Genomic DNA, 26816 nt, shown 5'->3' on the forward strand with positions numbered 1-26816 from the left:
CCTCCTTAAAACAACTATGTAACTATTATATCATATTTCAAACGTTTTCAAAAACATAGAGCACCCATTTACAATCCTCTAAAAGCGTGATACAATTGATTTTGACAGTTTTATATAAGGAGATTCTCATGAAGAAAAATATCTTAACTACCCTCTTAGCCGTCGTCCTCTACTTCCTCTGTCTAGGAATCGGAGTATTACTTGGACACTTGGTAGACTCAACGGGCAATATGTTCTACGCGCCTGCCTTTTCTGCCCTTGTCGGGGGGAGCGTCTACATGCTTCTTTTAGCAAAGGTTCCTCGTTTTGGAGCGATTACCACTCTCGGACTCTTTATGGCTCTCTTTTTTCTAGCTAGTAAACACGGTGCTGGTGCCTTTCTACCAGCTATCACCTGCGGTCTTGCAGCAGATGCTATCGCTCGCCTCGGTAACTATAAAGATCGAATCAAAAACACCCTCTCCTTCCTCGTCTTTGCTTTTAGCACAAGTGGTCCTATCTTCCTCATGTGGATCCGTCCCAAAGCTTACGTGGCCACCTTACTTGCGCGTGGGAAATCCCAAGAATACATCGACCGTATCATGGTCCCTCCAGAGTTGGACAAAATTTTTCTCTTTGTCGCAAGCATTCTCCTTTGTGCCTTGATTGGTGCTTTGCTTGGGCAGTTTCTAAGTCAAAAAATAGCCGATAAAAAAATATAATGTAAAAAGCCCTGAAGACTAGCAATGCCTAGTTCCAGGGCTTTTTAAATATACAATCTTAGAATTCACTGTAGATAAATTCTTGAATATTCGAAAAATCGGTCACAAAACAGTAAATCACAATGCTTAAGATAACCGTATAGAAAAATAGTGTCCACAAGATTAAACGATGTGTGTTAGTTAGCTTGGTTTGCAAATTTGTAAAGTTCTTTTTCAACTTCCATCCATCCTTTCACTCCAACGTGCATCACGTCAAATAAAAAGTAATCATCATATTCTCTGTTTCCATAGTTTAGCACCGTTGCACCATGGCTTTTTGCGACATCTTCTATTTTTTTATAAGTTTTTTCCCGCATCTCTCTTGAGACACCTGTGTAGTCGTTCCATTTCCCGTTTACTGGGAAAATGATGACTTCAACTTCGATTCCCAATTCTTTAGCAACTGTCAAGAAGAGTTCCATATCTGAATATTCTGGTGACTCCAGGTAGCTCAAATCTTTATTAGAATCTTTCAGTGATGCATAGCGGTCTTTTAAGTAAGTATTGTAGTAGTTATTATCCACCGCATAGTCATTGTTGTCTGTTTTCTTTTTGACCTCTTCTACAAACTGATTCGTCATTTTCTCCCAATCATAGTCTGGGGTTTTATCTCCTAGTGAAGGATAATCTGATTTAGCATGTTTTTGATAAAAAGTCTGTTTGAGCTTAAAGGAATAAATCGCCTTATCTAACTCTAATAGTTTTTTATCAACAATGGTTCCTTTTCCATCTATGAAATAACTTTTATATTTTCTGTAGATGTCATTTTGTTGCTTGTTCCCTTTGGTAATCTGGATAATGCGATTGATTATTTTTTCTTTCGTTTCTTTGCTAATCTTGTCATTATCTAGCATATGGAAAATATGTTCCTGAGAAGCCTTGTTCAAAAAGGCATCTTGATGGGTCCCATCTTTTTCAAACCACTGAACAGACTCTACTATAGCTACTTTTCGCTTACTCATCGATCCTTCAATAGAGCCCAAGGTCGTAGCCTGAATGATGTTTTGAGAATAACTGGTCCCAATCTGCATGATATAAAAATCGTTGTAGTTAAAAATTTTATTGGGATGATAGTCTTCATTTATCGTCGCAACCAACTCAGATGACCCCAATAAAACCAGTGTGTTGGGAGTGATATTGCTTGTTAAAATATCTCTACTTTTATACTTTTCATACGAAGTGCTATAACGAATACTGTTATCCTTGACTTTATAATAATCATCAATCTTCTTGACATATGTCACATTTAAAAGGGCAAGCGTCGCAATTACGAGCACAAGCGATAGTAAAAATGCTTTTAATTTAATCATCTCGTTTTATCCTATCCCTTCAATCTGGCAGACTTCTTTTCAATCTCTTATCTCTTTAAAATCGTCAGTAAGATTTTATAGGGTTCACCTGAAAAGATAAAGAAACCAACCATAACCAGATTCATGGTCACAAACCAACTTAGTAGCTTATACCAGTTTTTGTTTTTATTTTTCTTATAAAAATTGCTTTTCTTTTGATACACTTCAAATCCAGCCATCAAGACACCATGATAAAAACCATAGACAATGTAGCTAACACTAAGACCATGCCAAAAACCCATGACCAACATATTGACCATATAGGCATAGGTTGCATTGTGTAGTCTATTTTTAAACCATTTTTTCCTGATAACCTGCATCAATACTCTTGAAAATACAAAATCTCTCAACCAGGTCGACAAGGTGATATGCCATCTGGTCCAAAAATCCTTGATATCGACACTCAAGAAAGGTTTGTTAAAGTTCATTGGTGTCTGAATACCTAGAATATTACTACTTCCAACGGCCATTAGACTATAGCCTGCAAAGTCGAAGAACAGATACAAGGTATAGAGGTACATATACTTGATTGAATAGACGACTGTGCCAGTATTATTTAGAGCGAGTAACATCTGGTAAACATAGGTTGATAAAACAACCTTGTAAAGAAGGCCTAGAACGATACGATACACACCGTCCCCTGCTAACTCTAGATACTCTTTTCGGGGCATGACCTCGTTTATCTCTTTTAAAAATCTCCTACTCCGATCAATCGGACCAGCACTAACTGTTGGGAAAAAGAGCAAAAACTGTAGATAATCTTTTACACCAATCTTTTCTTTGATCAAGCCATCCGATATTTCTAGCATGATCTGAATGGTCTTAAAGGACATGTAGGAAATTCCAATAAAGGCCAACAAATGCAGAGAAGTCAGGGCAAAGACTTTATTGATCACCAAAGGAAGAATGGAAAGGAAAACCAGTGGTTTCAACCGCTTTGCTTCTATCCTCTGTGCTAGAAAAACCAGAAAATATTGGTAAACGATAAAGGCGAGTAAATAGACCATCATCGCTCGACTCTTGCCATAAATAGCTCCTGCGAATAAGAAAGAGAGCGCCAAAATATAATAGTCCTTACGTTTTTCAAAAAAGTTTACCACAAAACCAATCAGTAAAACTATAAACAAGAGAAGGAAAAACTCATTCCCCTCAAAATAATTCATATCAACCGAACTCCTTTTTCATTTTCTTATCTTGCTTCAGAACTTATCTTTCTAGTTTTTTCCTATCCTATCACTAGAGAGAATTAGCTTTATCTATTATACCATAATTTAAAAACTTTAAATGCCCCTGTTGGCAGCTTCCTAGAACAAAAAAGAGCCGAATGGCTCTTTTTATTTATGACTTAATTTCTTGGTCAAGAAATCTCCCAAGAACTGAATCGTGAAGATAATCAAGATGATAATGATGGTTGCTAAAACTGTCACATCGTGATTGAAACGGTTAAATCCATAAGCGATGGCTACGTTACCGATACCACCAGCTCCGACCGCACCAGCCATAGCTGTTTCACCGACTAGTGAAATCAAGGTCACAGTCGTCACACGAATCAAATCTGGAAGACCTTCCGATAGATAAACACCCACGATGTCCCAGAAAGTCGCTCCACTAGCCTGCGCCGCTTCAATCACACCGCCATCTAGCTCAGCCAAGACCACCTGCACCTGACGGGCAAAGAAGGCAAAGACTGCAAAAGAAAGTGGAACAAGGGCTGCATTTGGCCCGATACTAGTCTTGACAATCAAGTGAGAAAGGGGTGATAAGATTGCCAAGAGGATGATGAAGGGAACCGCACGGAAAATAGAGGTAATCTTGTCTAAAATCCAGAAGACTACCTTGTTCTCCAAGACACCACCTGGCGCTGTCAAGACGAGGAAAAGACCTGCCACCAGCCCCAAGAACCCTCCGATGATGAAGGAAAGAACTGTCATATAAAGAGTTAGGTAGATAGCCGTTCCCCAGCCGGCTTGACCTGACCAGCCCATCTTGTAGACATTTGGTAAGTAAGTTTGAATAAACTCTGTCATATTACTGTCCTCCCTTCAATACTTTTAACTGGACACCAGCCTGACGGATGGCTTCTTGAGCACCTGCTAGTGCTGCTTTTTCACCTGACAAGACCACAACCAATTCTCCAACAGGAGTGCCATCGAGAATTTCGATATTTCCATAGAGAATATTAGCTGTTACTTGGTAATGTTTGTACAATTCATTCAAAAGTGGTTCGTCTGTCGAAGCACCTGCATACTTGAGTTGCACTAAGATACTGTTCTCAGATAGATGCTCTACGATTTCTTGCTTCTCAATCTTGACCATGGCTTCGTCAATACCTGTGGCAGTTGAGATGAAGTCTTGAGTCAAAGGTTGTTTAGGGTCTGAGAAAATTTCAAGGACACTACCTTCTTCAATCAAACGGCCATCCTGCATAACTGCCACACGGTTAGCAATGTCTTTGACAATCTGCATTTCGTGTGTAATCAGGACAACGGTCAAGCCTAATTTTTGGTTCAAATCTTGCAACAAGGCTAGAATTTGCTTGGTTGTCTTAGGGTCGAGGGCAGACGTTGACTCGTCTGAAATCAAAATTTTCGGATCATTGGCCAAGGCACGCGCAATGGCCACACGCTGTTTTTGCCCTCCTGATAGTTGTGAAGGGTAGTTTTCGGCACGATCCGCCAAGCCAACCAAGTCCAACAACTTAGCTACTTTAGCTTTCTTTTCTTCCTTGCTGAGTCCAGAGTGCTTAAGAGCAAAGGCCACATTTTCCTCTGCTGTCTTTTGACTCATGAGGTTAAAATGCTGGAAAATCATCCCAATGTCTTGACGCTTACGGCGCAACTGCTCTGCCGTCAAGGTCACCTTGCCGTCAAAAATCACATCGTTATCAATGGTAATTTTCCCTGCAGATGGTTTTTGCAGGAGGTTAATCACCCGTACAAGGGTTGATTTCCCTGCTCCAGAATATCCAACGATTCCGTAGATATCCCCTTCTTGGATGTGAATGGTCACATCCTTGACCGCTGTGATGGTTCTCTTCTTTTGGTGAAAAGTCACATCAATCTGATCTAACTTGATAATATCTCTACTCATAGCTTCTAATCAGCTCCTCTACTAATTCAATATGGGTGTAGTAATCGGCGATTCGCACATTTTCATCTCCACCGTGGTCTCGGCTATTGGCATTCCCTAAACCAAAGGCCACCATTGGTACCTCTAGGGCATCAAAGACCGTATGCATAGGCCCTGTCCCCGCCGTTGTCGGCAAGACTGAAACGCCCTGTGGATAGAATTTCTTAGCCAACTCGATTACGTTGAGAATGGCTGGCGCACTCATATCGCTTCGATAGCTCATCTCTCCCAAGGTATAGTATAATTCTACCTTATCAAAGCCATTTTTGTCTAGCTGTTTCCGAATTTTTTCCAGAACATCATGCGGTTCTAGGCCAGGAACCAAACGAACCTCTAGCTTAGCACTGGCTTCTGCTGGCAAAATCGTTTTAACCCCTTGCCCTTGATAACCTGACTGAATCCCTTCGATATTAAGGGCTGGCTCGAAAAAGAACCGTTTTAGAAAGGCTGCACGTTCCTCTTGTAAGAGAGGCAATTCCAAGCCATAAATGCGACTGATTTCCTCAGGATTGCGTTGGGCATAGGTATCTACCAAGGCTAGTTCTCGTTCATTTGGCTCTTGAACATCCTCGTACAAGCCTTCTACCAAGATACGGCCATCTGCAGATCGCAGGCTACTTAGGGCCTGGATGAGATACCATGGTGCTGACTCCACAACTCCACCATAACTCGAGTGGATATCCACATCCGCACTTTTCACCTTAGCATCAAAGGTCACAATCCCTTTGTTTCCGCCAGAGATTTCCAGCTGTTCCAAGGCGTTCTTGGTCCCTTGTTCCCAGACTAGCAAGTCCGCCCCACGAAGTTTGTCTGCGTGTTTCTCTAAATACTTATCTAGATACATGGAAGCAGACTCCTCTGCCCCTTCCATGATAAAGCTGATATTGACAGGCAGGTCATCATGGTGCTGCATATACTTTCTCAAAGCACTCAAACGAGCCGTGATGTGGCCTTTGTCATCGTCAACCCCACGCCCATACATAAAGCCATTTCGCACAGAAAGGGTAAAAGGATCCTCTGTCCACACCTGGTCACCATCCGCTGGCACGGTGTCATAGTGATTATAGAAGATCAAGGTCTTGGCATCCGGACGCGAACTCTTGAAATGCGCCATGACAAAGGGAGCCGTGTAGCTCTCATCAATCTCCACTTCAGCCCCCACACGCTTGAAAATCTCACCCAGATAGTTTGCGACTTCTTTGAGTCCAACCTGCTGGGCAAAGACTGATTTCTTGGAAATTAAGGTGCGCAAGACTTCAAAATAATGCTGGGCCACATGATCCTTTTCAAATTTTTCAATCTGCTCTTGTTCGCTAGGAAAAACCATTTTCTCTCTCTTTCTACTATGTACTTGTGTCCTTGGAACGACAACAAGTGCATCTTTAAAATCAACTCTCTATATAAAAGCAAGAGGTGGAAACTCTCTCCCACCTCCCTGTGTCTTATTACCAAACTGGTTGGTCCAAACCGTCTGATGTTTCTTCGATAACTTTTTTCACTTCATCAGTGTGGTAAGCTGCGATAATTTTCTTGATGGCATCCGCTTTAGGTGATGATTCCCAATCTTTTTTCGCAACGATGATGTTGTACCATTGTTTTGAGTTTTCGTCAGCTTGTTCTTTGAAGAGCGCTTTCTTGTAGTCCAATTTTGCTTCTGTAACGAAGGTATTGTTTACAACGGCAGCATCAACTGATGACAATGAACGAGCTGTTTGGCTAGCGTCCAATTCAGTAATCTTCAAGTTCTTTGGATTTTCTTTGATGTTTGCGATAGTAGCAAGTTCAGTTCCAGAAACATCCAATTTGATCAAACCAGCTGATTGAAGCAAGTAAAGCGCACGGCTTTCGTTTGTTGCATCGTTTGGTACAGCGATTTCACCGTTATCTGGGATTTCTTCCACTTTAGTGTACTTGTTTTCTTCTCCATTTTTACCTGAGTAAAGGCGGATTGGTGAGATGTACGTATCTGCAATCGCTACAAGGTCTTTCCCGTTTTCCTTGTTCCAGTTGTTCAAGAAGTTGTAGTGTTGGAAGGCGTTCAAATCTACTTCGCCATCAGCAGTTGCCTTGTTTGGTTGAGAGTAGTCAGTGAACTCTGTGAATTCCAATTTAATACCATCTTTTTTAACCAATTCTTGGATTTTATCCCAACGTTTTTCTTCAGAACCGCTACGGTTAACTGTTGCGATTTTAACAACTGTTTCATTGTCCGCTTTCTTTTCTGAATTCCCGCAAGCTGCAAGAGCCAAACCTGCGACTGTAGCGATAGCTGCTACACCGAGCCATTTTTTGATTTTCATAATTCTATCTCCTTTAAAAATAATACTGTAACAGTATCTCATAAATTGTTTGATTTAACAAATTGTTAATAGATAGGCAGATATATAGTTTAAAACTATATATCTCCAGAATGGAAAACCATCCATCTCCCAGAGAATGGATGATTTACAAACTTATTTGATATCAGCTTCTGCTGGGAGGTAAGTGTCCCCGAAGAACTGTTTAGACAATTTTTCAAGAGTTCCGTCTTTGTAGAGTTCTTGGATACGTTTGTCTACAAATGATTTCAACTCATCTTGACCTTTAGCAAGAAGTGGGTAAACGTAAGGTTGTTGGTCGCTTGGAAGTTCAATGACTTTCAAGTTGTCCAAACCTTGATTCTTGATAACTGTTTCAACACCGATTTTATCAAAAATCTTGTAGTCAAATTGACCATCGCTCAAACGAGACATGATTTGTTGGAAATCTGCCTTGGTGTAGTTAAGAACCGTTGGATTGTCTGCGTGTTGTTTGTTATAGTCTTCCAGTTGTTTAGCTGTTGTTGTTCCTTGAACGACTTCAGTAGACTTTCCACCAATATCATCGAGAGACTTAATACTGTTATCGTCTTTCTTTACAACGAGAACGTTAGGATTTTTAGCAGTTGGAGCTGCATAAAGGTATTTTTCAGCACGTTCTTTGGTGTAGCTGATGTTGTTCACAGCCATTTGGTAGCGATCAGCGTCAAGGCCCGCAAAGACACCTGACCACTCTGTCTTTTCAAACTTGACATCGTATTTGTCAGAGTCTTTAAAGATAGCACGAACTACTTCAATCTCATAACCAGTCAACTCACCGTTGTCTTCATAGTTAAATGGTTTTGGTGAACCGTTGGTCGCTACGACAATTTCTTTCTTACCAGGTGTTGCTGCTTCGCTAGATGCGCTATCTTTCTTATCTCCACCTGAGCAAGCTGCTAGCACACCTGCGGCAACGAGTCCTAAGGCAGCAAGAGATGAATATTTGACGATTTTTTTCATGTCATTTCCTCCAAAATAGAATACTGTACTATCTTAACAGAAAATATTTTTTTTCGCCATTATATGATATCTATCTCTGTGATAAGTTTTCTTTATGACTGATTTAAAAGACCAAACGCAAGACTGCAATCAAGACAACCCCAAAGAGAACCGTGCCGACTAAATTGCGATAGCGAAAGGCTACAAAAGCCGTTGGAAAGACTGCCAAGAAGTCCAGCCACTTGACCTGAGGAAGGCTCCCAACCTTACCTGACACTACACTGGAGAGGATCAAGGCAAAGATAATGGAAACAGGCAAGAACTTCAAAAATCGCTCAACGATAGCTGGCAAACCCTTGTACTTGACCAAAATGAAAGGAATCATACGAGGTATCCAAGTCACTAGGCCTGAAAAGATAACGGCTAACAAAAGATATTTACTGACCATCTAAGACCACCCCCATTGTACATCCAAGTAGCGTCGCAAATAGAACAGCTAGTGACTGAGACACCACTGTCAGGAGCAAAAAGAAAGACACCGTAACAACTGCTAAGATCTTCAGCAGATTTCGGACAGGAATCCGTCTTTGCATAATCTGGAACTGCGAAGCAAAAATCCCGATAAACATTCCCACAAGGGCAAAATCTAAACCAAAAATTTCTGGATTTGGTAGGAGTCCACCTAGAGCCGTTCCGACAACTGTCCCCACAAACCAAGCTACATAGCTGTTGAGATTGTTCCCGTGCATCCACATAGGATTGACCTTGTCTGTATGGGCTAATTCTCCCATCAAAACCCCGTAGGTCTCATCTGTCAGGAGACTGGACATGCCGATATTTTGCCAGAGACTGGTATGACGGAAATAAGTCGACGCATGCAAGCTCAGCAAAAAGAGGCGCAAGTTGATCAAAAAGACCGTCATAGCAATAGCTGCCACAGGCGCTTGTACCGCAATCAGTGCCAACATGGCAAACTGGGCACTCCCAGCATAAACAAAGAGACTCATTAGGCCCATCTCAACAGGTGTCACATAGGGCGCACCGATAATGCCGCAAGCCAGACCGATACTAACATAGCCAAGGGCAGTCGGCATAGCCGCCTGTACACCTTCCCAAAATCCTTTTTCTTTCATCTCTCTCCTCTTATTATCTTCAATTGAGGCTGTTCATGGTCACAGCCACAGCAAGGAATATTATAACACATTCAAAGAAGAGAAAAAAGTTTAGAGTTTGAAACTTAGAGCTAGTAAAAAATGCTGAAATCCCATGAGTGTTATTAATGCATCCTAAACTGATCCACCCGAATAGTATACTTTTTATCTTCAATTTCTTTAGCATCTTCATCTTCTGTCGGATAAACATCGATCCAAAATTCTCTACTTTGTCCTTTCAACTTGACTTTATAGCGATAGCCGTCATCGTATAGTCCTACCGGATCAGTGGTCATGGACTGGTAATCTGGAAGAGCTTCAATTTCTTTTTTTATAGTATGGGATAGATTGTTGAGCACTACATATTGCTCCCCTTTTGAAGCTACAGGAATATGAGCTGTCGCTTCTTCCAAGCGATGCGATTTTGAAAATGTGAATCTTGCTCGACCTGTATAACCATTCAAAGCAATATTTTCGTAATCATAGAAAAGGCGGCCTGTTTTATAGAAATAAGGGTCTTCTGCACGCCAAGTATCTCGATAGGCCATCTCTGTTTCCTCCACTACTTCGCTAGCCTCTCCAAACACTTCTTCAAAGGATTTAAGGGACATATTGAATGAAAGGGATTCAAACAAGACCAGTTGTGTCTTTTTAACATTCTGGCAAGCTGATAAAAGCATGAGGAAAGCTCCAAGAGCAAGCAAACTACTGATTATTTTTGTAAATTTCATATTTCTACTATACAAAAAAAATCTAGAATTGACAAACTTTGATAGAGTCGGATTCCGTGATTAGATTTTAAAATTGCTTCTTTTTATTTTAAATTGAGCAATAGTCAGTAACAAACCGCCATAATAAGAAAAAGACTGGGAAGCCAGCCTTATCGTATGAACAAAAGTTAAATCAGAAATCCCTACTAAATGCTCTCACGAATATTCAAGAGCATGACAAATGCGGTTAGGAGTAATAGCAATAGAATAAAGCTGACCGCTAGGGTTCCAAAACTTGTAGCAATCGTTACGAAAACGATTGTGAATAGACTTGGTAAAACAACCGTAATAGCACCAATAGAGGATTGAACCGCTCCCATTGACTCCTCAGGTATTTGTTTAAAGACGAGTTCTTGCAATCTAGGAGAGAGTATACCTGCGATGAAGGCATCCAAGGAGCTGAAAAGCAGAATCAAGCCAAAATGAACTGTGGCAAATCCTACTAAAAGGAGTAACTGGATGACAACTGAGGCATATAGAGCTATTTTTATAGAAATCGTATTTTTCAGATAGCCACTTACAAGACTTCCGACAATAAGTGCTGACAATTCTAGTGTTGATAACAAAGCGAGTGATTGACCAGTTTGTAGATCCAAAAACGGTTGGTTTCTTAAAAAAAGAGTTGAAATAGGAACAGTGACATTGATCACAGCTTGGCTGATAGAGACGATAAATAAAATGAAGATCACTCTATCCATATTCCAGATCAATTTCGATGATTGGAACAAATGCTGGCAAAACGATTTTACAGAAAGACCTTCTTGATAGCTAATTGTTTTTTCAACTTTCAAAAGATCATTTTTTATGAAAAGAATACCTACAAATGCTATCAGAAACGTCAGAGCGTTTAGCAAGGAAATAAACTGAATGGAAAGAATTCCTAGTAAAATCCCTCCTAGAATATTACTGATTGTCCGAACTAAACTAACTGTTGATTGTTTAAAGCCAATGGCTTCTGTCAGATGTTCTTTCCCAATGATTCTTATAAAAATAGGAGTTAGCATGGCTCCTGAAAAATAACTCAATGTATCCGACAAGAGGTTCATCAAACAAATAAAGAATACGAGCGATAAGGAAAAGGACTGCCCTGAAAGCGAAAGTGCCACTATAGAATAAAGTACAAATTTGACAAAACTAATAACCGTGTACTTTAGGACACGATGATGTTGAAAATCCGCCAAAACTCCCATAAAGATTTGCAGAACTTGAGGAACAGTCTCTGAAATCGTGATGAGTAAAATCGCCAAGGGGGCAAACGAAGCATCTGCCACATAATTCAAAAAAGCAAGATAAAAAATCGTATCCCCAACCGTTGAAATCCACTGGTTGATGGTTAATTGCCTAAAATCTCTATTTTGAATAAATACTTTCATCGCAACTCCTTTTTAGTTCAAATGGGAAATTTTCTCCCGCAAGATAGACCGATATTATTGAGCACCCAAAATTACAGCAACGGTAAAATTTGACCAATGCCATTGTAGACTATGTGAAGTCCAATAGGCCAATAAATGGACTTTGTCACTCTAAACAATACTGCAAATATGAGACCACCACCCATATAGAAGACAAAGTCTGTCAAAATCCATCCATGACTACTAATGTGCAAGATTCCAAATAATATAGCTGATCCGAGTACATCCAGTCCCCATTTCTTCCCTTTTTCCAGAGCAGTCATCACCAATCCACGATAAATCATTTCTTCAAAAATGGGACCTGCAATTACAGGATAGAAAAAATACATCAAAAATGCCGTAGCTCCTTTAAAATTTGGAGCAGCAAGTTGATAAGCAATTTCATTTTTGGTAGATGGGAAAAGATAAAATGTGACGAAATTCCAAACAACAAAAGCAAGCAGAGCTAAAAAGGAATAGAAAAGATAGGATCCTTTAAACTTTCTACTGTTGATTTTCTGCCATTTCCCCGACCAAATCATAGCAATAAGAGCAAATAAAACCACAAGAAAATTCAACAGCATATCCGACAGATAATAGGCAAAGTCAGATAGACCAGTAACAAGGTCGCTGCGTAAAACCAGACCACTGAACTCCTGGTCAGCAATGACAAGTAAAATAGCTATAAAAAAGTAGTAGTTAGAAATTATCTTTTTCATATTTCACCTTTCTAAAATCCAAATACCAATAAGCTGACGATAATTAAAAAGCTATTCCACAAGATGTGGAGTGCCATTGACCAATAAATTGAACGTGTATAACGAAAGAGCATACAGAGTAGCAGACCTGCTCCTGCATAAACGATGAAGTCTGTTAACACCCATCCATATTGCAAGACATGGATAAGACTAAAAAGAGTAGAGGAAACTATGACATCAACATAGTATGTTTTAAATTTAACTAGAGCTGTCATCAGAAGACCACGAAAGACCAACTCTTCAACTACCGGAGCAATGAGACTGCTATAGAGAATACGTGTTACAAAGTAACTAATTCCTGTTAAATTAGCTGCTTCTTTCACTATTGCACTCCCATTTTGCGTGCTGGGAAAGATCCGAGTCGTTATATTTACCCACAAAAACATCAATATAAAGGAAAGAAAGAAGATACCCAGATAGGACCAACGAAACTCGAATCGACCGTACTCTTTCCAACGTTGACTCTTTACAAGAACCACAGTAGCAACAATTCCCTCAATTACTATCAATAAAATTTGAATCCCATAAAATCCCAAATCAGATAACTGGCTCACTGAGTCTAATTTTGCTACAAGATTAAAAATCAAGTAATAGGACACAAGCACCAAAATGGTCCCTAGATAAAATTTCGTTTCTTTCTCTTTCATAGTTGATCCTTTTAAGTTTTATTTACGTCGCCTTTCAGCCAAACCTACCCAGAGTCCTTTCATCCAATCAAAAGCTCCGTAAGGGCTTGGTCCAATACCACAAACTGACTCAGGAATTTTTAATTTCACAACTAGTATTCTCTTTTGTTATTTACAATGCTTCAAAAACCTCTAAAACAACAAGGGCAGAATTTGACCAATACCGTTGTAGACTATATGCAGTCCAATAGGCCAATAAATGGACTTTGTTGCTCTAAATAAGACTGCAAATATGAGGCCACCACCCATATATGAGAAAAAGTCTGCCAAGATCCATCCATGACTACTAATGTGCAAGATTCCAAATAATATAGCTGATCCGAGTACATCCAGTCCCCATTTCTTACCTTTTTCCAGAGCAGTCATCACCAACCCACGATAAATCATCTCTTCAAAAACGGGACCTGCAATTACAGGATAGAAAAAATACATCAAAAATGCCGTAGCTCCTGTAAAAGTCGGAATGGCGAGTTGATAAGAAATTTCATTTTTGGTAGGTGGGAAAAGATAAAATGTGATGAAATTCCAAATAACAAAAGCAAGAAGAGCTAAAAAGGAATAGAAAAGATAGGAGCCTCTAAATTTTCGACTGTTAATTTTCTGCCATTTACCTGACCAAACCATAACAATAAAAGCAAGCAGAACCACAAGAAAATTCAACATCATATCCGACAAATAATAGGCAAAGTTAGATAGATCAGCAGCAAGGTCGCTATGTAAAAGCAAACGAATGAAGAACTGGTCAGCAATGACAAGTAGAATAGCTATAAACAAGTAATAGCGTGAGATTATCTTTTTCATTTTATTTTCTCCTATACTATGAAATAAGGACAGTATAACACGAAAACTGCCCTATTTTAGAAAATCGCATATTTGACATTTTTTCTTATAGAATTCTCTCATTTGCGATTGTTGACTAATCTATAAGCTCTTTGTATTGCTGTAATCGTAGTTCAAAAAGGGCTGTAAATTGGGGATTCTCTAATATTTGCAGAGATTGGATAAAGTTTTCAATCTCTTTTTGATTGCTTCCTTTGGTTTGGAGGAAAATGCTCAATTTCTTTAAAAATTGCCATGATACTTTCTCAAAAACATCATATGGCCGGAGCATACTCTCCAATTCGGCTTCAAAGATTGGAATATAGGAAAAAAGTTTGCGCTCCATGAGCTCTGAGATGATATTCAGATAGCCACTTTTCATATACAATTGATTGTGTACTAACTCTTTAAATTCCTTGGATTTTTCGAGTAAAGAGGTAGATAAAAAGATCAGATCTTGATTACTCAAGAAGGGCATGGTATTGCAAAAAATATAGAGTTCAAACCAGGTCCAAGACTCAATAGCATAGAGATAGGTGGTCAAAAACTCACTATCCTCTTCTTCTAGCGGATAGTTTTTATCCAAGGAATGGATAGCATCTTTGATCACAATAGCATTCAAACGACGATAAGTTTGCGCCATCTGTTCTTGCTCGACTTCCTCTAACAGTTGCTCTAATCCTGCTATATCTTGATGAGCAAAGCGATCCACAACTTTTCGACCGATTCGCATATGGGGAGATTCTTGGTAGTTATTAAGCTTGTGCCCAAACTCATCGAAGGTCACATTTATCCCTTGGATAGCTAGGATCAGTTTATCCGCAGACAACATGGACTGCCCTAGTTCAAACTTGGATAGCTGGGATGCTGTTAGACCCTCACAAGCCACATCTGACTGCTTGAGTTTTCTAGCCAATCGCAATTCCTTGTAAAATTCCCCTAATTCCATTCTCTCAATCATCTGACCACCTCCTAATTTTTACATATTATATCATCATTTTTACGGTTGTGTCAAAATATTCTGACATTTTCCGGAGTTAAAAAGCCAGCCTCTAGCTGACTCTTTATTCCATAGTATCAAAAGCGAGACTTGGTTTGGCATTGAGGCCCAAGCCTGCAAAATTTTCTTTATTCCACTCGCTAACGCTGGCATAGGCGATCATACCCGCATTGTCTCCGCATAGGCGCAGAGGTGGGATGATAACCTTGACATCTGTGATTTCAGCTGCCAAGCGTTCTCTGAGACCTTTATTGGCTGCTACACCACCTGCCACGACTAAGGTTTTGACAGGGTATTTTCCCAAGGCCTTCTTGGTTTTGGCCATAAGAATATCCATGACTGCTGCTTGGAAGGAAGCTGACAAATCTTCCTTGGATAAAGTTTCTCCCTTTTGCTCGGCATTGTGGTGAAGATTGATAAAGGCAGACTTCAATCCTGAGAAAGAAAACTCCAGATTGTCTTCCTTGATCATGGCACGAGGGAAGTCATAAACATCCTGACCTTGATGGGCCAACTCGTCAATCTCACGACCTGCTGGATAAGTCAAGCCCATGACACGACCGACCTTGTCATAAGCCTCCCCAACTGCATCGTCCCGCGTTTCCCCAACAATCTTGTAATCCCCAGCCTCAGAAACATAGACCAACTCTGTGTGGCCACCGCTGACTAGTAGTGCCAACAAAGGAAACTCCAAAGGCTCCACACTCTGAGCTGCCATGAGGTGACCAGCCATGTGATTAACGGGAATTAGAGGCAAGCCATGCGCCCAAGCAAAGGCCTTGGCAGCTGACAAACCAACTAGCAGAGCTCCAACCAATCCAGGTCCGTAGGTAACGGCAACGGCTGTCACGTCCTCTTCGGTAATCCCTGCTTCTGCTAGAGCCTCCTCGATACAGGCTGTAATGACCTCGACATGGTGACGACTAGCTACTTCTGGCACTACGCCCCCAAAACGTTTGTGGCTCTCGATTTGACTAGCAATGACATTGGACAAGAGCTGGTCGTCGTTTTTTAAGACAGCGACACTGGTCTCATCACAGGATGTCTCAAATGCTAAAATATATCTATCCTTCATCTACTTCTCTCTTCATGATAATGGCGTCCTCGACTGGGTCATGGTAGTAGGCCTTTCGCTCAGCGATGACCGCCATCTTTTCTTTCTTGTAAAATGCTTGCGCTCGGTGATTAGATTTTCTGACTTCGAGGAAAATCTCCTTTTCTGTCGGCAATTGAGCAAACAAGGCTGACGCAATTTCCTGACCCTGATAGACTTTTTTGACAGCGATTTGTAGGACTTCTGCTTCAAAGAGATTCTCCTGAACGGCTAGAAAGCCAATCACTTCTATCCCATCATAAGCCAGAGCATACCAAGTCTGGTCTTGGGACAGGTCTGCTTGAATTTGTTCCAACGTCCAAGGAATGACTGGGTAAACATCTACCATAACAGCATAGATAGCTTGAGCTAAGTCAGGTTGCTGTTGGATTCGTTTGATCTTTATCATAGGCGTTTAATGTAGGACTCGCCAGACTCGGTGTGATTCTTGAGCCAGTTTTCCTCAGCCTCAACTCGTTTGAGGTAATTTGGCACAAAGTCGTGCAAGGAGTCTGCTTCCCTATCCCAGGCCCTAAGAGCTAGATTAGCTGCATTTGGCAAGGTTTCTTGGTAGCTGGCTTGTGGTAGTTGTTCTTGGATCTGTTCCACAAAGGCTCCAACTTCTCCAACAAAGGTCACCTGCTCAGCATCCTTGACCTGCTCTAGCACTTCCGCAAAGGACAGGTGTGCTTCTGGCAAGACAGGCTGAGTATTTTCATAAAATCCTGCGTAAACATTGTTGCGACGCGCATCCATCAAAGGAACCACCAAGCCTTCTTGTTGGCGTGGCACCAGAGCCAAGAGGCTAGACATACCAACCAACTCAATGTTCAGGGTATGAGCCAAGGTCTTAGCAGTTGCTACCGCAATTCGCAAGCCTGTGTAGCTACCTGGCCCTTCAGCTACCACGATTCGATCCAAATCCTTGGGCGTCCAATCTAGACTGGCCATCAAAAAATCGATGGCAGGCATGAGGGTAATACTGTGATTTTTCTTGATATTAATCGTCGTCTCGGCAAGAACCTGCTTATCCTCTAAAATGGCTAGAGAAAGAGCCTTGCTGGACGTATCAAAAGCTAATACTTTCATAACACATTCCTATCTTTTTGTCTGTTTACTATTATACTACAAAAGCCAACGCATGGGAATTTTCTTTGTTTTAAAACAAAAGGGCCTGCCACTTAGACAAAAAGAAGTGTAAATAAGTCATATATGCCTTAACTCGATTTTCGATGTGAGAAATCATCATCGTAAAAATAAAAATATCACCTAAAAATAGAAAAAGTCCATCCCATCTAAAGACGAGGTGGATTTTCTGTATATCTAGATGAATAATTGACTTTAGGTATTTAAACCAAAGTAGAAAACGAGCCAGACAACATAGGTGACAAGAAGCAGAAATATAGAGTAGAGTGTTACAAAGGTCAGCTTCCAAAGGAATTTTGTTTTTCGGTGCTCTAGATATGTAAAAATAAGATTTCCTCCATAAACACAAGCTACAAAGACTATAAACACCAAGAGGCGAGCTCCTATCGCAAATTCAAACAAACTAAACATCCTTAATCCTCCTTGTTTTAAAAGCTATAGGGAACATTCCCATCTATAAACTTCCCTTTCCCCTTCCATTATAACACCTTATAGCTATCCTACCAAGCCCTACTAATCTCTTTTTCCCCTCTTTCCCTCACGACTTTCTCATTTTCCGTCTTTTACTAATTTTTCATTTTGTGGTATAATTGAAATAATTGTAACGAATCAAGGTCAATCTAGACACAAAATGGAATGAAATCAAGCAAATCTCTACTAAAAGTTTGGAATAAGCTGACCTGTAAAATAGAAAGGAACTATATGATTTACAAAGTTTTTTATCAAGAAACAAAAGAACGTAGCCCACGTCGTGAAACAACACGCTCACTTTACCTAGACATCGATGCCAGCTCAGAACTTGAGGGCCGTATCGCTGCTCGCCAACTTGTTGAAGAAAACCGCCCAGAGTACAACATCGAATTTATCGAACTCTTGTCTGACAAATTGCTCGATTACGAAAAAGAAACTGGCGCTTTCGAGATTACGGAGTTCTAATATGGCCTACACTCTTAAACCTGAAGAAGTCGGCGTTTTTGCCATCGGTGGTCTGGGAGAAATCGGGAAAAACACTTACGGAATTGAATACCAAGACGAGATTATCATTGTCGATGCTGGGATTAAATTTCCAGAAGATGACTTGCTGGGTATCGACTATGTCATTCCTGATTATTCTTACATCGTGGACAATATCGACCGCGTCAAGGCTGTCTTAATCACACACGGACACGAGGATCACATCGGTGGGATTCCCTTCCTGCTCAAGCAAGCAAATGTCCCTATCTACGCTGGACCACTTGCCTTAGCTTTGATCCGTGGAAAACTCGAAGAACACGGTCTCTTGCGCAACGCCAAACTTTACGAAATCAACCACAACACTGAGTTGACCTTTAAAAATCTCAAGGCAACTTTCTTTAGAACCACCCACTCCATTCCAGAGCCCTTAGGGATTGTCATTCATACTCCTCAAGGGAAAATCGTTTGTACGGGTGACTTTAAGTTCGACTTCACTCCAGTTGGAGAACCTGCAGACTTGCACCGTATGGCTGCCCTTGGGGAAGAAGGTGTGCTCTGTCTCCTCTCTGACTCGACAAATGCGGAAGTACCAACCTTTACCAACTCTGAAAAAGTCGTTGGCCAGTCTATCATGAAGATCATTCAAGGTATTGAAGGACGTATCATCTTTGCATCCTTTGCCTCAAACATCTTCCGTCTCCAGCAAGCAACAGATGCTGCTGTTAAGACTGGACGCAAGATTGCGGTCTTTGGACGTTCGATGGAAAAGGCCATTGTCAACGGGATCGAGCTTGGCTACATCAAAGCTCCTAAGGGAACCTTTATCGAGCCAAATGAAATCAAAGACTACCCTGCAGGCGAGGTTCTTATCCTCTGTACAGGTAGTCAGGGCGAGCCGATGGCGGCCCTCTCTCGTATCGCCAATGGAACCCACCGTCAGGTGCAACTCCAACCCGGCGATACGGTTATCTTCTCTTCTAGCCCAATCCCTGGAAACACCACTAGCGTCAACAAGCTGATTAACATCATTTCTGAAGCTGGTGTCGAAGTTATCCACGGTAAAATCAACAACATCCACACCTCTGGACACGGTGGTCAGCAAGAGCAAAAACTCATGCTCCGCTTGATTAAGCCGAAATACTTCATGCCTGTCCACGGTGAATATCGTATGCAGAAAGTCCACGCTGGACTAGCGGTGGATACGGGTGTCGAGAAGGACAATATCTTTATCATGAGCAATGGTGATGTGCTTGCTCTTACTGCTAACTCAGCCCGTATCGCAGGCCATTTCAATGCCCAAGACATCTATGTCGATGGAAATCGTATTGGTGAAATCGGTGCAGCCGTCCTCAAAGACCGTAGAGATTTATCCGAAGACGGTGTCGTACTTGCAGTCGCAACTGTTGACTTCAAATCTAAAATGATCTTGTCTGGTCCAGATATCCTCAGCCGAGGTTTTGTTTACATGCGAGAGTCTGGAGACTTGATTCGCCAAAGCCAGCGTATCCTCTTCAATGCCATTCGTATCGCACTGAAGAACAAGGACGCTAGCGTCCAGTCTGTCAATGGTGCCATCGTCAACGCCATTCGTCCTTTCCTCTATGAAAATACAGAACGTGAACCGATTATCATCCCGATGATCCTCACACCAGATGAAGAAGAATAAATCAACAAAACAGCCCCGTCTTCGGAGCTGTTTTTCTCTATGCTTTCTTTTCTTGATTTTTAGAAATACTACGATTTTTACCTTCCAGATACACCATCAAAATGGAAATATCTGCTGGGTTTACTCCCGAAATACGGCTGGCTTGGCCGATGGTTTCTGGATTGATAAGTTTGAACTTCTGACGGGCTTCGGTTGCGATAGAATCAATATCATCCCAATCAATATTGGCTGGAATGCGTTTTTCTTCCATGCGTTTCATCTTGGCAACCTGATCCATGGCTTTGGAAATATAGCCTTCGTACTTGATTTCTGTTTCAATCAATTCGATAATCTTGTCATCTAAGTCCTCAGCAGCTGGTCCGATGAAGGCCACCACATCTTGGTAAGAAACTTCTGGACGGCGAAGGAATTCTTTGGCTGTCACCGCATCTGTCAACGGTTTGAAGCCCATTTCCTCAACCTTGGCATTGGTTTCCTTGACTGGTTTGAGTTTGATGCTATCTAGTCGCTTCATCTCATTGTCAAATTGATTTTTCTTGATTTCAAAACGAGCCCAGCGTTCATCATCAACAAGGCCAATCTCACGCCCCATCTCTGTCAAACGCATATCGGCATTGTCATGACGGAGGATGAGACGGTATTCTGCACGACTGGTCAAGAGACGGTAGGGTTCAATGGTCCCCTTGGTCACCAAGTCGTCAATCATAACCCCGATATAGCCATCGCTCCGTTTCAAGATTAGCTCAGGTTTGCCTTGGATTTTCAGAGCTGCATTGATACCCGCGATAATCCCTTGCCCAGCTGCTTCTTCGTAACCTGACGTTCCATTTGTCTGACCAGCTGTGAAAAGTCCTGAGATTTTCTTGGTTTCCAGAGTCGCACGCAACTGGTGAGGCAAGACCATGTCGTACTCGATAGCATAACCTGTTCGCATCATCTCAGCATTTTCCAACCCTTTGATAGAATGTACCAAGTCACGTTGGACATCCTCAGGAAGACTGGTTGAAAGACCTTGGACATAGACTTCCTCTGTATTGCGCCCTTCTGGCTCAAGGAAGAGTTGGTGACGTTCCTTGTCCGCAAAGCGCACAATCTTGTCCTCAATCGACGGACAGTAACGAGGACCTACACCCTTAACTACACCTGTAAACATAGGCGCACGGTGGAGGTTGTTTTGGATAATCTCATGACTGGTTCCATTGGTATAGGTCAACCAGCATGGCACTTGGTCCTTGACATAGTCCTCATCTCGTGAAGTGTATGAGAAGTGATTAGGCGCTTCGTCCCCTGGCTGAATCTCTGTCACGTCGTAATTGATAGAGGAAGCCTTGACACGTGGAGGCGTTCCTGTCTTGAAACGACCGATTTCGAGTCCCAATTCCTTGAGGTTATCAGCTAGGTTAATCGAAGCTAGGCTGTGGTTTGGTCCTGATGAGTACTTGAGGTCTCCGATGATGATTTCCCCACGGAGGGCAGTCCCTGTAGTCACGATAACAGCCTTGGCGCCGTACTCTTGGTGAGTCGCTGTTCTCACACCAACTACCTTGCCATCTTCCACCAAAATCTCATCAATCATGGTTTGACGAAGGGTCAGATTTTCTTGATTTTCAACTGTCTTGCGCATTTCCTTAGAGTAAAGCTCCTTGTCAGCCTGCGCACGAAGGGCGCGAACAGCAGGCCCTTTCCCTGTGTTTAGCATCTTCATCTGGATGTAAGTCTTGTCAATATTCTTGGCCATTTCACCACCGAGGGCATCGACTTCACGCACAACAATCCCCTTGGCAGAACCACCGATAGAAGGGTTACAAGGCATAAAAGCCAGCATTTCAATGTTGATGGTCGCGAGCAAGACCTTGCAGCCCATACGGCTGGCAGCCAAAGAAGCCTCGACCCCAGCGTGTCCCGCACCGATTACAATAATATCGTATTCTTCCGTAAAATTATAAGTCATCTCTTAACCTTTCAAAAATTTCTCGCAAATAAGGAACTAACTTCTCCTCCTTTAGAGCTTGATCCATAGTAACCCATTTAAAGTGTGTATGCTCTTCAGGATCTAATCTGATAATTGGCTTCTCCCCAACCCACTCTGCTTTATAAACTAAGCGAGTAAAGACCGTATCCTTAGAGGTATCCAGTTGACTATCTTCGTGAAGAAGTTTGAGCGAACTGCTATCTAGCCTAACTCCCGCTTCTTCAATGCATTCTCTAAGAGCACCATCTCGCGGAAGTTCACCCTTTTCAACCCCGCCACCAGGAATATCCCAGTAAGTTGGATAAACGTTGGGTTCTCCTCTTTTAATTTCCGAACGCTGAATGAGCAAATAATCACCACCACTATGAACAAGTACATGGGCAATAAGCTTAACCATCATTTTCTCTCCTATTCCTCAAGATGAATGTGTCTTAGTTGGCCGTCCCAATCTGGAAGGGCTGATTTTAAAAAGGCTGGAACTAACTGGAACTCCTCAAGTTTATCCAAGTCAATCCACTCACAGGGTTGCTTTTTCTCATCTTCTTGCATGGTCAATGGGGCATCCTCAAGCAAGTCCACTAGATAATGAAACTCGATGTTGTGATAGGAAACACCGTCTTGTTCAAAACGATTTTCAACCACGAAAGCTAGTGGACCAGCTTGAGCTTTGACACCTAGTTCTTCCCTCACCTCACGGACTACCGCTTCTTCCGTTCTTTCATTGACTTGGATGGCACCGCCGATAGTGTAATACTTGCCCTTATCTTTAGTGACTAGGAGCTTGCGATTTTGAAGAATCAAGGCTGTCGCCCGAATACCAAAAACAGTATTTCCTACTTTTGTCCGAAAGTCTTGCTGAGTCATTCTGATCCTTTCCCTTAAACGACACAAAAACAGTCAAAACTCCAAAGAAGTGCAGGACAAAAAAGCCTGCAACATCCATGAGCTTTGACCATCATTTCTATTGCTTTTATTATTGTAGCAAATTGAGAAAATTTGTCAATCTAAATGTACTGACAAACTTGTCCGTCACGGTAGGCATTGTCAATCAAACCGCCACCTAGACACTCTTCGCCATCATAAAAGACAACTGCCTGTCCTGGTGTAATCGCACGTTGTGGTTCCGCAAAGATGACCTCTGCCTTGTCTCCTTTGACATGTACTGTCACCTTTGAGTCAGGCTGACGATAGCGGAATTTAGCCGTACATTCTAGCGTAAACTCTTCAGGCATGTCACGAGTAAAGTGGACTTGACTGGCTTCTAGGCTTGTTGACATGAGCGAATCATGGTAGAAGCCTTGTCCGACATAGAGGATATTCTTGCTTAGGTCTTTTCCGACAACGAACCAAGGGGCATTGTCACCGCCGTGTTGGCCACCGATACCGAGTCCGCCACGCTGACCAATCGTATAATACATCAGACCAGCATGTTCACCCATATCGCGACCATCCACAGTCATCATGCGACCAGGCTGAGCTGGTAGGTAGTTGCTGAGAAAGTTTTTAAAGTTCTTTTCTCCGATAAAGCAAATCCCTGTCGAGTCTTTCTTCTTAGCAGTCGCAAGGCCTGCTTCTTCTGCTAGTTTTCGTACTTCAGACTTTTCCAAATGCCCCAACGGGAACATGGTTTTTTGGAGTTGTTCTTGCGACAGTTGGCTGAGGAAATAGGTCTGATCTTTGCCATTGTCCACGCCACGAAGCATGTGAACAATGCCATCCTCATCACGCGCCACTCGAGCATAGTGCCCCGTCGCTACATAGTCTGCCCCCAAGGTCATGGCATAGTCCAGAAAGGCCTTGAACTTGATTTCCTTGTTGCACATAACATCTGGATTTGGCGTGCGCCCTGCACGGTATTCTGCTAGGAAATACTCAAAAACGCGGTCCCAGTACTCTTTTTCAAAATTGACAGAGTAGTAGGGAATACCGATCTGATCTGCCACCGCAGCCACATCCTTGTAATCTTCGGTCGCCGTACAGACGCCGTTTTCATCTGTGTCATCCCAGTTTTTCATGAAGATACCAATCACATCGTAGCCCTGCTCCTTGAGCAAGAGAGCCGTCACCGACGAATCAACACCACCACTCATCCCCACAACAACACGTGTTTTAGAGTTATCACTCATGGTAAGTCTCCCATCTATTCGTTTATTCACGATTGAAGGTCGTGTGTGCTTCACGATTGAAGGTCGCTTGAGCAAGATTCATTATAGCACGCTTTAAAGAAGAAGACAAGAAAGAGGCTGATAAATCATCTCAGCCTCCCTTTCTTACTTTGCAAACGAATCAATTTCCCCCTTTAAGTTCTTTCTTCGCTTGTTCTATCTGGTATTTCACTTGCTCAAAGCCGGTTCCTCCTAAGGAATTCCGTCTCTGAACAGCAGTCTCCGGACGCAAGTAGATATAAATATCCTCTTCAATCAGGGGATGGTAGACCTGCAACTCCTCCAAATCCCAATCTTGGATATTTTTACCATGCTTGATAGAGTCTAGAACCAATTTTCCTACAATTTCATGCGCTTCTCTAAAGGGGAGGCCTTTTTCAGCCAAATAATCTGCCAGTTCGGTCGCATTCGAAAAATCATTCTCTGTGGATTGCTGCATTTTGGCCTTATTAACCTGCATGCTCGATAGCATACCTGCCAACACATCCAGAGAATTCAAAATCGTGTCTACTGTATCAAACATGCCTTCCTTGTCCTCTTGCAAATCCTTATTGTAAGCCAGAGGCAAAGACTTCATGACGGTCAATAGTCCAAGTAAGTGCCCGTAAACCCGTCCTGTCTTCCCTCGAATCAATTCGGCCATATCAGGATTTTTCTTCTGGGGCATGATAGACGAACCCGTTGAAAAGCTATCAGACAAGCTAATGTACTGATACTCAAAACTGCACCAATTGATGATTTCTTCACAAAAACGACTCATATGCATCATCAAAATGCTGGCATTTGACAGGAATTCCAAGATAAAATCACGGTCACTCACTGCATCCAAGGAATTGGTATAGGGCTGTTGGAAGCCCAGTAAATCGCTCGATAATTGACGATTGATTGGAAAAGTTGTCCCCGCCAAGGCAGCCGCACCTAGTGGAGATAGGTCCGTATGTTTCAGGTTAAATGCAAAGCGTTCGCTGTCCCTTTGGAACATATTGTAATAAGCCATGAGATGGTGGGCAAAACTAATCGATTGGGCGTGCTGTAAATGGGTATAACCTGGCATGATGGTTTCCACATGTTTTTCAGCCAAATCCAGCAAAACACTGTTCAGATTCGCCAACTTATCCAAGACATGACCAAGCTGCTCCTTTAGATATAAGTGCATATCCGTTGCGACTTGGTCATTCCGAGAACGAGCCGTATGTAGTTTTCCAGCCAGAGGACCGATTTTCTCTGTCAGCAACACTTCCATATTCATATGAATATCTTCATTTGCAATATCAAAATGAAGCTCTCCTGCCTCTAAATCTCGCAACAAAGCTTGCAGACCATCTTGGATCTGCTCTGCTTCTTCCAAGCTCAAAATGCCAGTCTGTCCTAGCATTTGAACATGGGCTAAGGAACCCATCAAATCAAATTTTGCCAGCTGGTGGTCAAAGGAAATACTCGCACCGAACTGTTCTACCCAATCTTCCACAGTACCTTCAAATCGACCACCCCATAATTTTGTATTTTTCGACATATCCTGTCGTCCCTTTCTATCGCGTCACTACTCAACATTTTTCTGAACTTCTGAATAAACCTTAGTCGGAAGCCCCCAAAGCTTGATAAATCCAACAGCCGCATCTTGGTCAAAGGTGTCCGCACTAGTATAAGTCGCCAAATTTTCATCGTAAAGAGAATTTGGAGATTTCCGAGCCACTACCTGGGCATTCCCCTTATAGAGTTTAACTTTTGCAGTTCCATTGACAACTTTCTGTGTCTCCTTGATATAGGCAATCAAAGCCTGAGTTGCTGGGCTAAACCACAAGGCATTATAGATGAGATTGGACAACTCATTTTCGATAATGGGTTTGAAATGAGCCACTTCTCTCACAAGAGTCAAGTCTTCAATCTCCTTATGAGCTGCCAATAAAGTCACAGCACCTGGGCACTCATAAATCTCTCTTGACTTAATACCGACTAGGCGATTTTCCACATGGTCAATCCGTCCGACACCGTGTTTGCCTGCAATTTCATTTAGCTTTTGAATCAAAGCCGCCACTTTCATCTTCTCACCATTGAGGGAGATGGGCACCCCGCAGCTAAACTCAAGGTCAATAAATTCTGGACTGTCTGGCGCCTCTTCTGGAGAAGATGTGATTCCAAATGCTTCTTCTGGCGCTTGGTTCCAAGGGTTTTCCAAGACACCACATTCATTTGCACGTCCCCAAAGATTTTGGTCAACAGAGTAAGGATTGTCAAGGTCAGCGGGAACTGGGACGCCGTTTTCTTTGGCATATTGGATTTCTTCTTCACGAGACCATTTCCACTCACGAACAGGTGCAACTACTTTTAAATTGGGATCCAAAGCTGCAATAGAGACTTCAAACCGAACTTGGTCGTTTCCTTTACCTGTGCAACCATGGGCAATTGTGGTTGCCCCCGTCTGATGAGCTATTTCAACGAGTTTTTTTGAAATAAGAGGGCGACTCAGAGCGGATACCAAGGGATACTTCTGTTCGTAGTAGGCATGTGCCTGAAGGGCCACTAAAACATAGTCATTAGCAAATTCTTCCTTAACATCAATGACATAAGACTCAACAGCCCCAACCTTGAGAGCTTTATCGTGGATGAACTCCAAATCTTTTCCTTCACCCACATCCATACAAACAGCGATCACATCATAGTCTTTTTTTAACCATGTAATAGCAACTGATGTATCCAATCCACCTGAATAGGCTAAAATAACTTTTTCCTTACTCATTTCTCATCCTTC

The 26816-nt window shown here is 42.0% G+C and carries 28 protein-coding genes; 3 read left to right on the top strand and 25 right to left on the bottom strand.

Annotated elements, in window-relative coordinates:
- Positions 1-128 precede the first annotated feature (128 nt).
- On the top strand, positions 129-701 hold the full coding sequence (locus BLS46_RS05485; RefSeq protein WP_093586123.1) for an MptD family putative ECF transporter S component: 573 nt from the start codon (positions 129-131) through the stop codon (positions 699-701).
- A 176-nt stretch (positions 702-877) separates the two neighbouring features.
- On the opposite strand, the gene dltD is transcribed toward BLS46_RS05485, so the two are convergent.
- The 19 genes from dltD to BLS46_RS05590 form a co-directional block, all read right to left on the bottom strand.
- On the bottom strand, positions 878-2050 hold the full coding sequence (gene dltD / locus BLS46_RS05490; protein WP_093586125.1) for a D-alanyl-lipoteichoic acid biosynthesis protein DltD: 1173 nt from the start codon (positions 2048-2050) through the stop codon (positions 878-880).
- Between the two features lie 47 nt (positions 2051-2097).
- On the bottom strand, positions 2098-3252 hold the full coding sequence (gene dltB / locus BLS46_RS05495; RefSeq protein WP_093586127.1) for a D-alanyl-lipoteichoic acid biosynthesis protein DltB: 1155 nt from the start codon (positions 3250-3252) through the stop codon (positions 2098-2100).
- Between the two features lie 171 nt (positions 3253-3423).
- A complete protein-coding gene (locus BLS46_RS05500; RefSeq protein ID WP_000134269.1) occupies positions 3424-4116 on the bottom strand; it encodes a methionine ABC transporter permease in 693 nt (230 codons plus the stop codon).
- A gap of 1 nt (position 4117) precedes the next feature.
- A complete protein-coding gene (locus tag BLS46_RS05505; RefSeq protein WP_084852794.1) occupies positions 4118-5179 on the bottom strand; it encodes a methionine ABC transporter ATP-binding protein in 1062 nt (353 codons plus the stop codon).
- Positions 5172-6545 carry a M20 family metallopeptidase gene (locus BLS46_RS05510; RefSeq protein WP_093586129.1) on the bottom strand — a complete coding sequence of 458 codons (1374 nt, stop codon included), beginning with the start codon at positions 6543-6545 and terminating at the stop codon, positions 5172-5174. Before BLS46_RS05510 ends, BLS46_RS05505 begins: the two co-directional genes overlap by 8 nt.
- Positions 6546-6663: 118 nt before the next feature.
- Entirely contained in the window at positions 6664-7518 is an 855-nt protein-coding gene (locus BLS46_RS05515) for a MetQ/NlpA family ABC transporter substrate-binding protein (protein WP_093586131.1), read from the bottom strand.
- A 153-nt stretch (positions 7519-7671) separates the two neighbouring features.
- Positions 7672-8517, bottom strand: a complete 846-nt coding sequence (locus BLS46_RS05520; RefSeq protein WP_093586133.1) for an amino acid ABC transporter substrate-binding protein — start codon at positions 8515-8517, stop codon at positions 7672-7674.
- Positions 8518-8620: 103 nt separating this feature from the next.
- Entirely contained in the window at positions 8621-8944 is a 324-nt protein-coding gene (locus tag BLS46_RS05525; RefSeq protein ID WP_093586134.1) for an AzlD domain-containing protein, read from the bottom strand.
- Positions 8934-9629, bottom strand: coding sequence for an AzlC family ABC transporter permease (locus tag BLS46_RS05530; protein WP_000659757.1), 696 nt, complete (start codon positions 9627-9629; stop codon positions 8934-8936). Before BLS46_RS05530 ends, BLS46_RS05525 begins: the two co-directional genes overlap by 11 nt.
- 143 nt (positions 9630-9772) lie before the next feature.
- The gene (locus tag BLS46_RS05535; protein WP_093586136.1) at positions 9773-10378 is read right to left on the bottom strand and encodes a hypothetical protein; all 606 of its coding nucleotides are present in this window, start codon (positions 10376-10378) and stop codon (positions 9773-9775) included.
- A 185-nt stretch (positions 10379-10563) separates the two neighbouring features.
- Positions 10564-11790: an MFS transporter gene (locus BLS46_RS05540; RefSeq protein ID WP_093586138.1), complete on the bottom strand. Its 1227-nt coding sequence runs from the start codon at positions 11788-11790 to the stop codon at positions 10564-10566.
- 71 nt (positions 11791-11861) lie between these two features.
- The gene (locus BLS46_RS05545) at positions 11862-12527 is read right to left on the bottom strand and encodes a CPBP family intramembrane glutamic endopeptidase (protein ID WP_093586140.1); all 666 of its coding nucleotides are present in this window, start codon (positions 12525-12527) and stop codon (positions 11862-11864) included.
- Positions 12528-12538: 11 nt separating this feature from the next.
- Positions 12539-13213, bottom strand: coding sequence for a CPBP family intramembrane glutamic endopeptidase (locus BLS46_RS05550; RefSeq protein WP_093586142.1), 675 nt, complete (start codon positions 13211-13213; stop codon positions 12539-12541).
- A gap of 171 nt (positions 13214-13384) precedes the next feature.
- A complete protein-coding gene (locus BLS46_RS05560; RefSeq protein ID WP_093586144.1) occupies positions 13385-14053 on the bottom strand; it encodes a CPBP family intramembrane glutamic endopeptidase in 669 nt (222 codons plus the stop codon).
- Positions 14054-14168: 115 nt separating this feature from the next.
- The gene (locus tag BLS46_RS05565) at positions 14169-15032 is read right to left on the bottom strand and encodes an Rgg/GadR/MutR family transcriptional regulator (protein ID WP_093586146.1); all 864 of its coding nucleotides are present in this window, start codon (positions 15030-15032) and stop codon (positions 14169-14171) included.
- A 103-nt stretch (positions 15033-15135) separates the two neighbouring features.
- The gene (gene tsaD, locus BLS46_RS05570) at positions 15136-16146 is read right to left on the bottom strand and encodes a tRNA (adenosine(37)-N6)-threonylcarbamoyltransferase complex transferase subunit TsaD (RefSeq protein ID WP_093586148.1); all 1011 of its coding nucleotides are present in this window, start codon (positions 16144-16146) and stop codon (positions 15136-15138) included.
- Complete coding sequence (gene rimI / locus BLS46_RS05575) at positions 16136-16573, bottom strand: ribosomal protein S18-alanine N-acetyltransferase (protein ID WP_093586150.1); 438 nt, start codon at positions 16571-16573, stop codon at positions 16136-16138. The genes tsaD and rimI overlap by 11 nt, the downstream gene beginning before the upstream one ends.
- Complete coding sequence (tsaB, locus tag BLS46_RS05580) at positions 16570-17253, bottom strand: tRNA (adenosine(37)-N6)-threonylcarbamoyltransferase complex dimerization subunit type 1 TsaB (RefSeq protein WP_093586152.1); 684 nt, start codon at positions 17251-17253, stop codon at positions 16570-16572. Before tsaB ends, rimI begins: the two co-directional genes overlap by 4 nt.
- A 252-nt stretch (positions 17254-17505) precedes the next feature.
- Positions 17506-17721, bottom strand: a complete 216-nt coding sequence (locus BLS46_RS05590) for a hypothetical protein (RefSeq protein ID WP_093586154.1) — start codon at positions 17719-17721, stop codon at positions 17506-17508.
- 291 nt (positions 17722-18012) lie between these two features.
- On the opposite strand from BLS46_RS05590, the gene BLS46_RS05595 reads away from it, so the two are divergent.
- Together BLS46_RS05595 and rnjA are read left to right on the top strand one after the other, a co-directional pair.
- Entirely contained in the window at positions 18013-18246 is a 234-nt protein-coding gene (locus BLS46_RS05595; protein WP_000639585.1) for a DNA-dependent RNA polymerase subunit epsilon, read from the top strand.
- A 1-nt stretch (position 18247) separates the two neighbouring features.
- Positions 18248-19930 (top strand): ribonuclease J1, encoded by a 1683-nt coding sequence (gene rnjA, locus BLS46_RS05600; RefSeq protein ID WP_000331971.1) that lies wholly within the window; start codon positions 18248-18250, stop codon positions 19928-19930.
- A gap of 37 nt (positions 19931-19967) precedes the next feature.
- On the opposite strand, the gene mnmG is transcribed toward rnjA, so the two are convergent.
- The 6 genes from mnmG to BLS46_RS05630 form a co-directional block, all read right to left on the bottom strand.
- Positions 19968-21881, bottom strand: coding sequence for a tRNA uridine-5-carboxymethylaminomethyl(34) synthesis enzyme MnmG (gene mnmG, locus BLS46_RS05605; RefSeq protein ID WP_093586156.1), 1914 nt, complete (start codon positions 21879-21881; stop codon positions 19968-19970).
- On the bottom strand, positions 21871-22302 hold the full coding sequence (locus BLS46_RS05610) for an NUDIX hydrolase (protein ID WP_093586158.1): 432 nt from the start codon (positions 22300-22302) through the stop codon (positions 21871-21873). Before BLS46_RS05610 ends, mnmG begins: the two co-directional genes overlap by 11 nt.
- Positions 22303-22310: 8 nt before the next feature.
- A complete protein-coding gene (locus BLS46_RS05615) occupies positions 22311-22766 on the bottom strand; it encodes an NUDIX hydrolase (protein WP_180364055.1) in 456 nt (151 codons plus the stop codon).
- A gap of 140 nt (positions 22767-22906) precedes the next feature.
- Positions 22907-24028 (bottom strand): tRNA 2-thiouridine(34) synthase MnmA, encoded by a 1122-nt coding sequence (gene mnmA, locus BLS46_RS05620; protein ID WP_093586162.1) that lies wholly within the window; start codon positions 24026-24028, stop codon positions 22907-22909.
- Between the two features lie 160 nt (positions 24029-24188).
- Positions 24189-25580 carry an argininosuccinate lyase gene (gene argH / locus BLS46_RS05625; protein WP_093586164.1) on the bottom strand — a complete coding sequence of 464 codons (1392 nt, stop codon included), beginning with the start codon at positions 25578-25580 and terminating at the stop codon, positions 24189-24191.
- Positions 25581-25607: 27 nt separating this feature from the next.
- Entirely contained in the window at positions 25608-26804 is a 1197-nt protein-coding gene (locus tag BLS46_RS05630) for an argininosuccinate synthase (protein ID WP_093586166.1), read from the bottom strand.
- Positions 26805-26816 lie beyond the last annotated feature (12 nt).

Source organism: Streptococcus sp. NLAE-zl-C503, assembly GCF_900104285.1.
Lineage (GTDB): Bacteria > Bacillota > Bacilli > Lactobacillales > Streptococcaceae > Streptococcus.

Bases quoted from the DNA above. Each gene is read 5' to 3' on its own strand.
- dltB (WP_093586127.1), bottom strand. From the start codon at position 3,252: ATGAATTATTTTGAGGGGAATGAGTTTTTCCTTCTCTTGTTTATAGTT.
- BLS46_RS05520 (WP_093586133.1), bottom strand. From the start codon at position 8,517: ATGAAAAAAATCGTCAAATATTCATCTCTTGCTGCCTTAGGACTCGTT.
- BLS46_RS05540 (WP_093586138.1), bottom strand. From the start codon at position 11,790: ATGAAAGTATTTATTCAAAATAGAGATTTTAGGCAATTAACCATCAAC.
- BLS46_RS05615 (WP_180364055.1), bottom strand. From the start codon at position 22,766: ATGACTCAGCAAGACTTTCGGACAAAAGTAGGAAATACTGTTTTTGGT.
- rimI (WP_093586150.1), bottom strand. From the start codon at position 16,573: ATGATAAAGATCAAACGAATCCAACAGCAACCTGACTTAGCTCAAGCT.
- BLS46_RS05590 (WP_093586154.1), bottom strand. From the start codon at position 17,721: ATGTTTAGTTTGTTTGAATTTGCGATAGGAGCTCGCCTCTTGGTGTTT.
- BLS46_RS05510 (WP_093586129.1), bottom strand. From the start codon at position 6,545: ATGGTTTTTCCTAGCGAACAAGAGCAGATTGAAAAATTTGAAAAGGAT.
- BLS46_RS05505 (WP_084852794.1), bottom strand. From the start codon at position 5,179: ATGAGTAGAGATATTATCAAGTTAGATCAGATTGATGTGACTTTTCAC.
- argH (WP_093586164.1), bottom strand. From the start codon at position 25,580: ATGTCGAAAAATACAAAATTATGGGGTGGTCGATTTGAAGGTACTGTG.
- tsaB (WP_093586152.1), bottom strand. From the start codon at position 17,253: ATGAAAGTATTAGCTTTTGATACGTCCAGCAAGGCTCTTTCTCTAGCC.
- mnmA (WP_093586162.1), bottom strand. From the start codon at position 24,028: ATGAGTGATAACTCTAAAACACGTGTTGTTGTGGGGATGAGTGGTGGT.
- BLS46_RS05485 (WP_093586123.1), top strand. From the start codon at position 129: ATGAAGAAAAATATCTTAACTACCCTCTTAGCCGTCGTCCTCTACTTC.
- BLS46_RS05515 (WP_093586131.1), bottom strand. From the start codon at position 7,518: ATGAAAATCAAAAAATGGCTCGGTGTAGCAGCTATCGCTACAGTCGCA.
- rnjA (WP_000331971.1), top strand. From the start codon at position 18,248: ATGGCCTACACTCTTAAACCTGAAGAAGTCGGCGTTTTTGCCATCGGT.
- BLS46_RS05610 (WP_093586158.1), bottom strand. From the start codon at position 22,302: ATGATGGTTAAGCTTATTGCCCATGTACTTGTTCATAGTGGTGGTGAT.
- mnmG (WP_093586156.1), bottom strand. From the start codon at position 21,881: ATGACTTATAATTTTACGGAAGAATACGATATTATTGTAATCGGTGCG.
- BLS46_RS05565 (WP_093586146.1), bottom strand. From the start codon at position 15,032: ATGATTGAGAGAATGGAATTAGGGGAATTTTACAAGGAATTGCGATTG.
- BLS46_RS05530 (WP_000659757.1), bottom strand. From the start codon at position 9,629: ATGAAAGAAAAAGGATTTTGGGAAGGTGTACAGGCGGCTATGCCGACT.
- BLS46_RS05630 (WP_093586166.1), bottom strand. From the start codon at position 26,804: ATGAGTAAGGAAAAAGTTATTTTAGCCTATTCAGGTGGATTGGATACA.
- dltD (WP_093586125.1), bottom strand. From the start codon at position 2,050: ATGATTAAATTAAAAGCATTTTTACTATCGCTTGTGCTCGTAATTGCG.
- BLS46_RS05535 (WP_093586136.1), bottom strand. From the start codon at position 10,378: ATGAAATTTACAAAAATAATCAGTAGTTTGCTTGCTCTTGGAGCTTTC.
- BLS46_RS05560 (WP_093586144.1), bottom strand. From the start codon at position 14,053: ATGAAAAAGATAATCTCACGCTATTACTTGTTTATAGCTATTCTACTT.
- BLS46_RS05545 (WP_093586140.1), bottom strand. From the start codon at position 12,527: ATGAAAAAGATAATTTCTAACTACTACTTTTTTATAGCTATTTTACTT.
- BLS46_RS05550 (WP_093586142.1), bottom strand. From the start codon at position 13,213: ATGAAAGAGAAAGAAACGAAATTTTATCTAGGGACCATTTTGGTGCTT.
- BLS46_RS05500 (WP_000134269.1), bottom strand. From the start codon at position 4,116: ATGACAGAGTTTATTCAAACTTACTTACCAAATGTCTACAAGATGGGC.
- tsaD (WP_093586148.1), bottom strand. From the start codon at position 16,146: ATGAAGGATAGATATATTTTAGCATTTGAGACATCCTGTGATGAGACC.
- BLS46_RS05595 (WP_000639585.1), top strand. From the start codon at position 18,013: ATGATTTACAAAGTTTTTTATCAAGAAACAAAAGAACGTAGCCCACGT.
- BLS46_RS05525 (WP_093586134.1), bottom strand. From the start codon at position 8,944: ATGGTCAGTAAATATCTTTTGTTAGCCGTTATCTTTTCAGGCCTAGTG.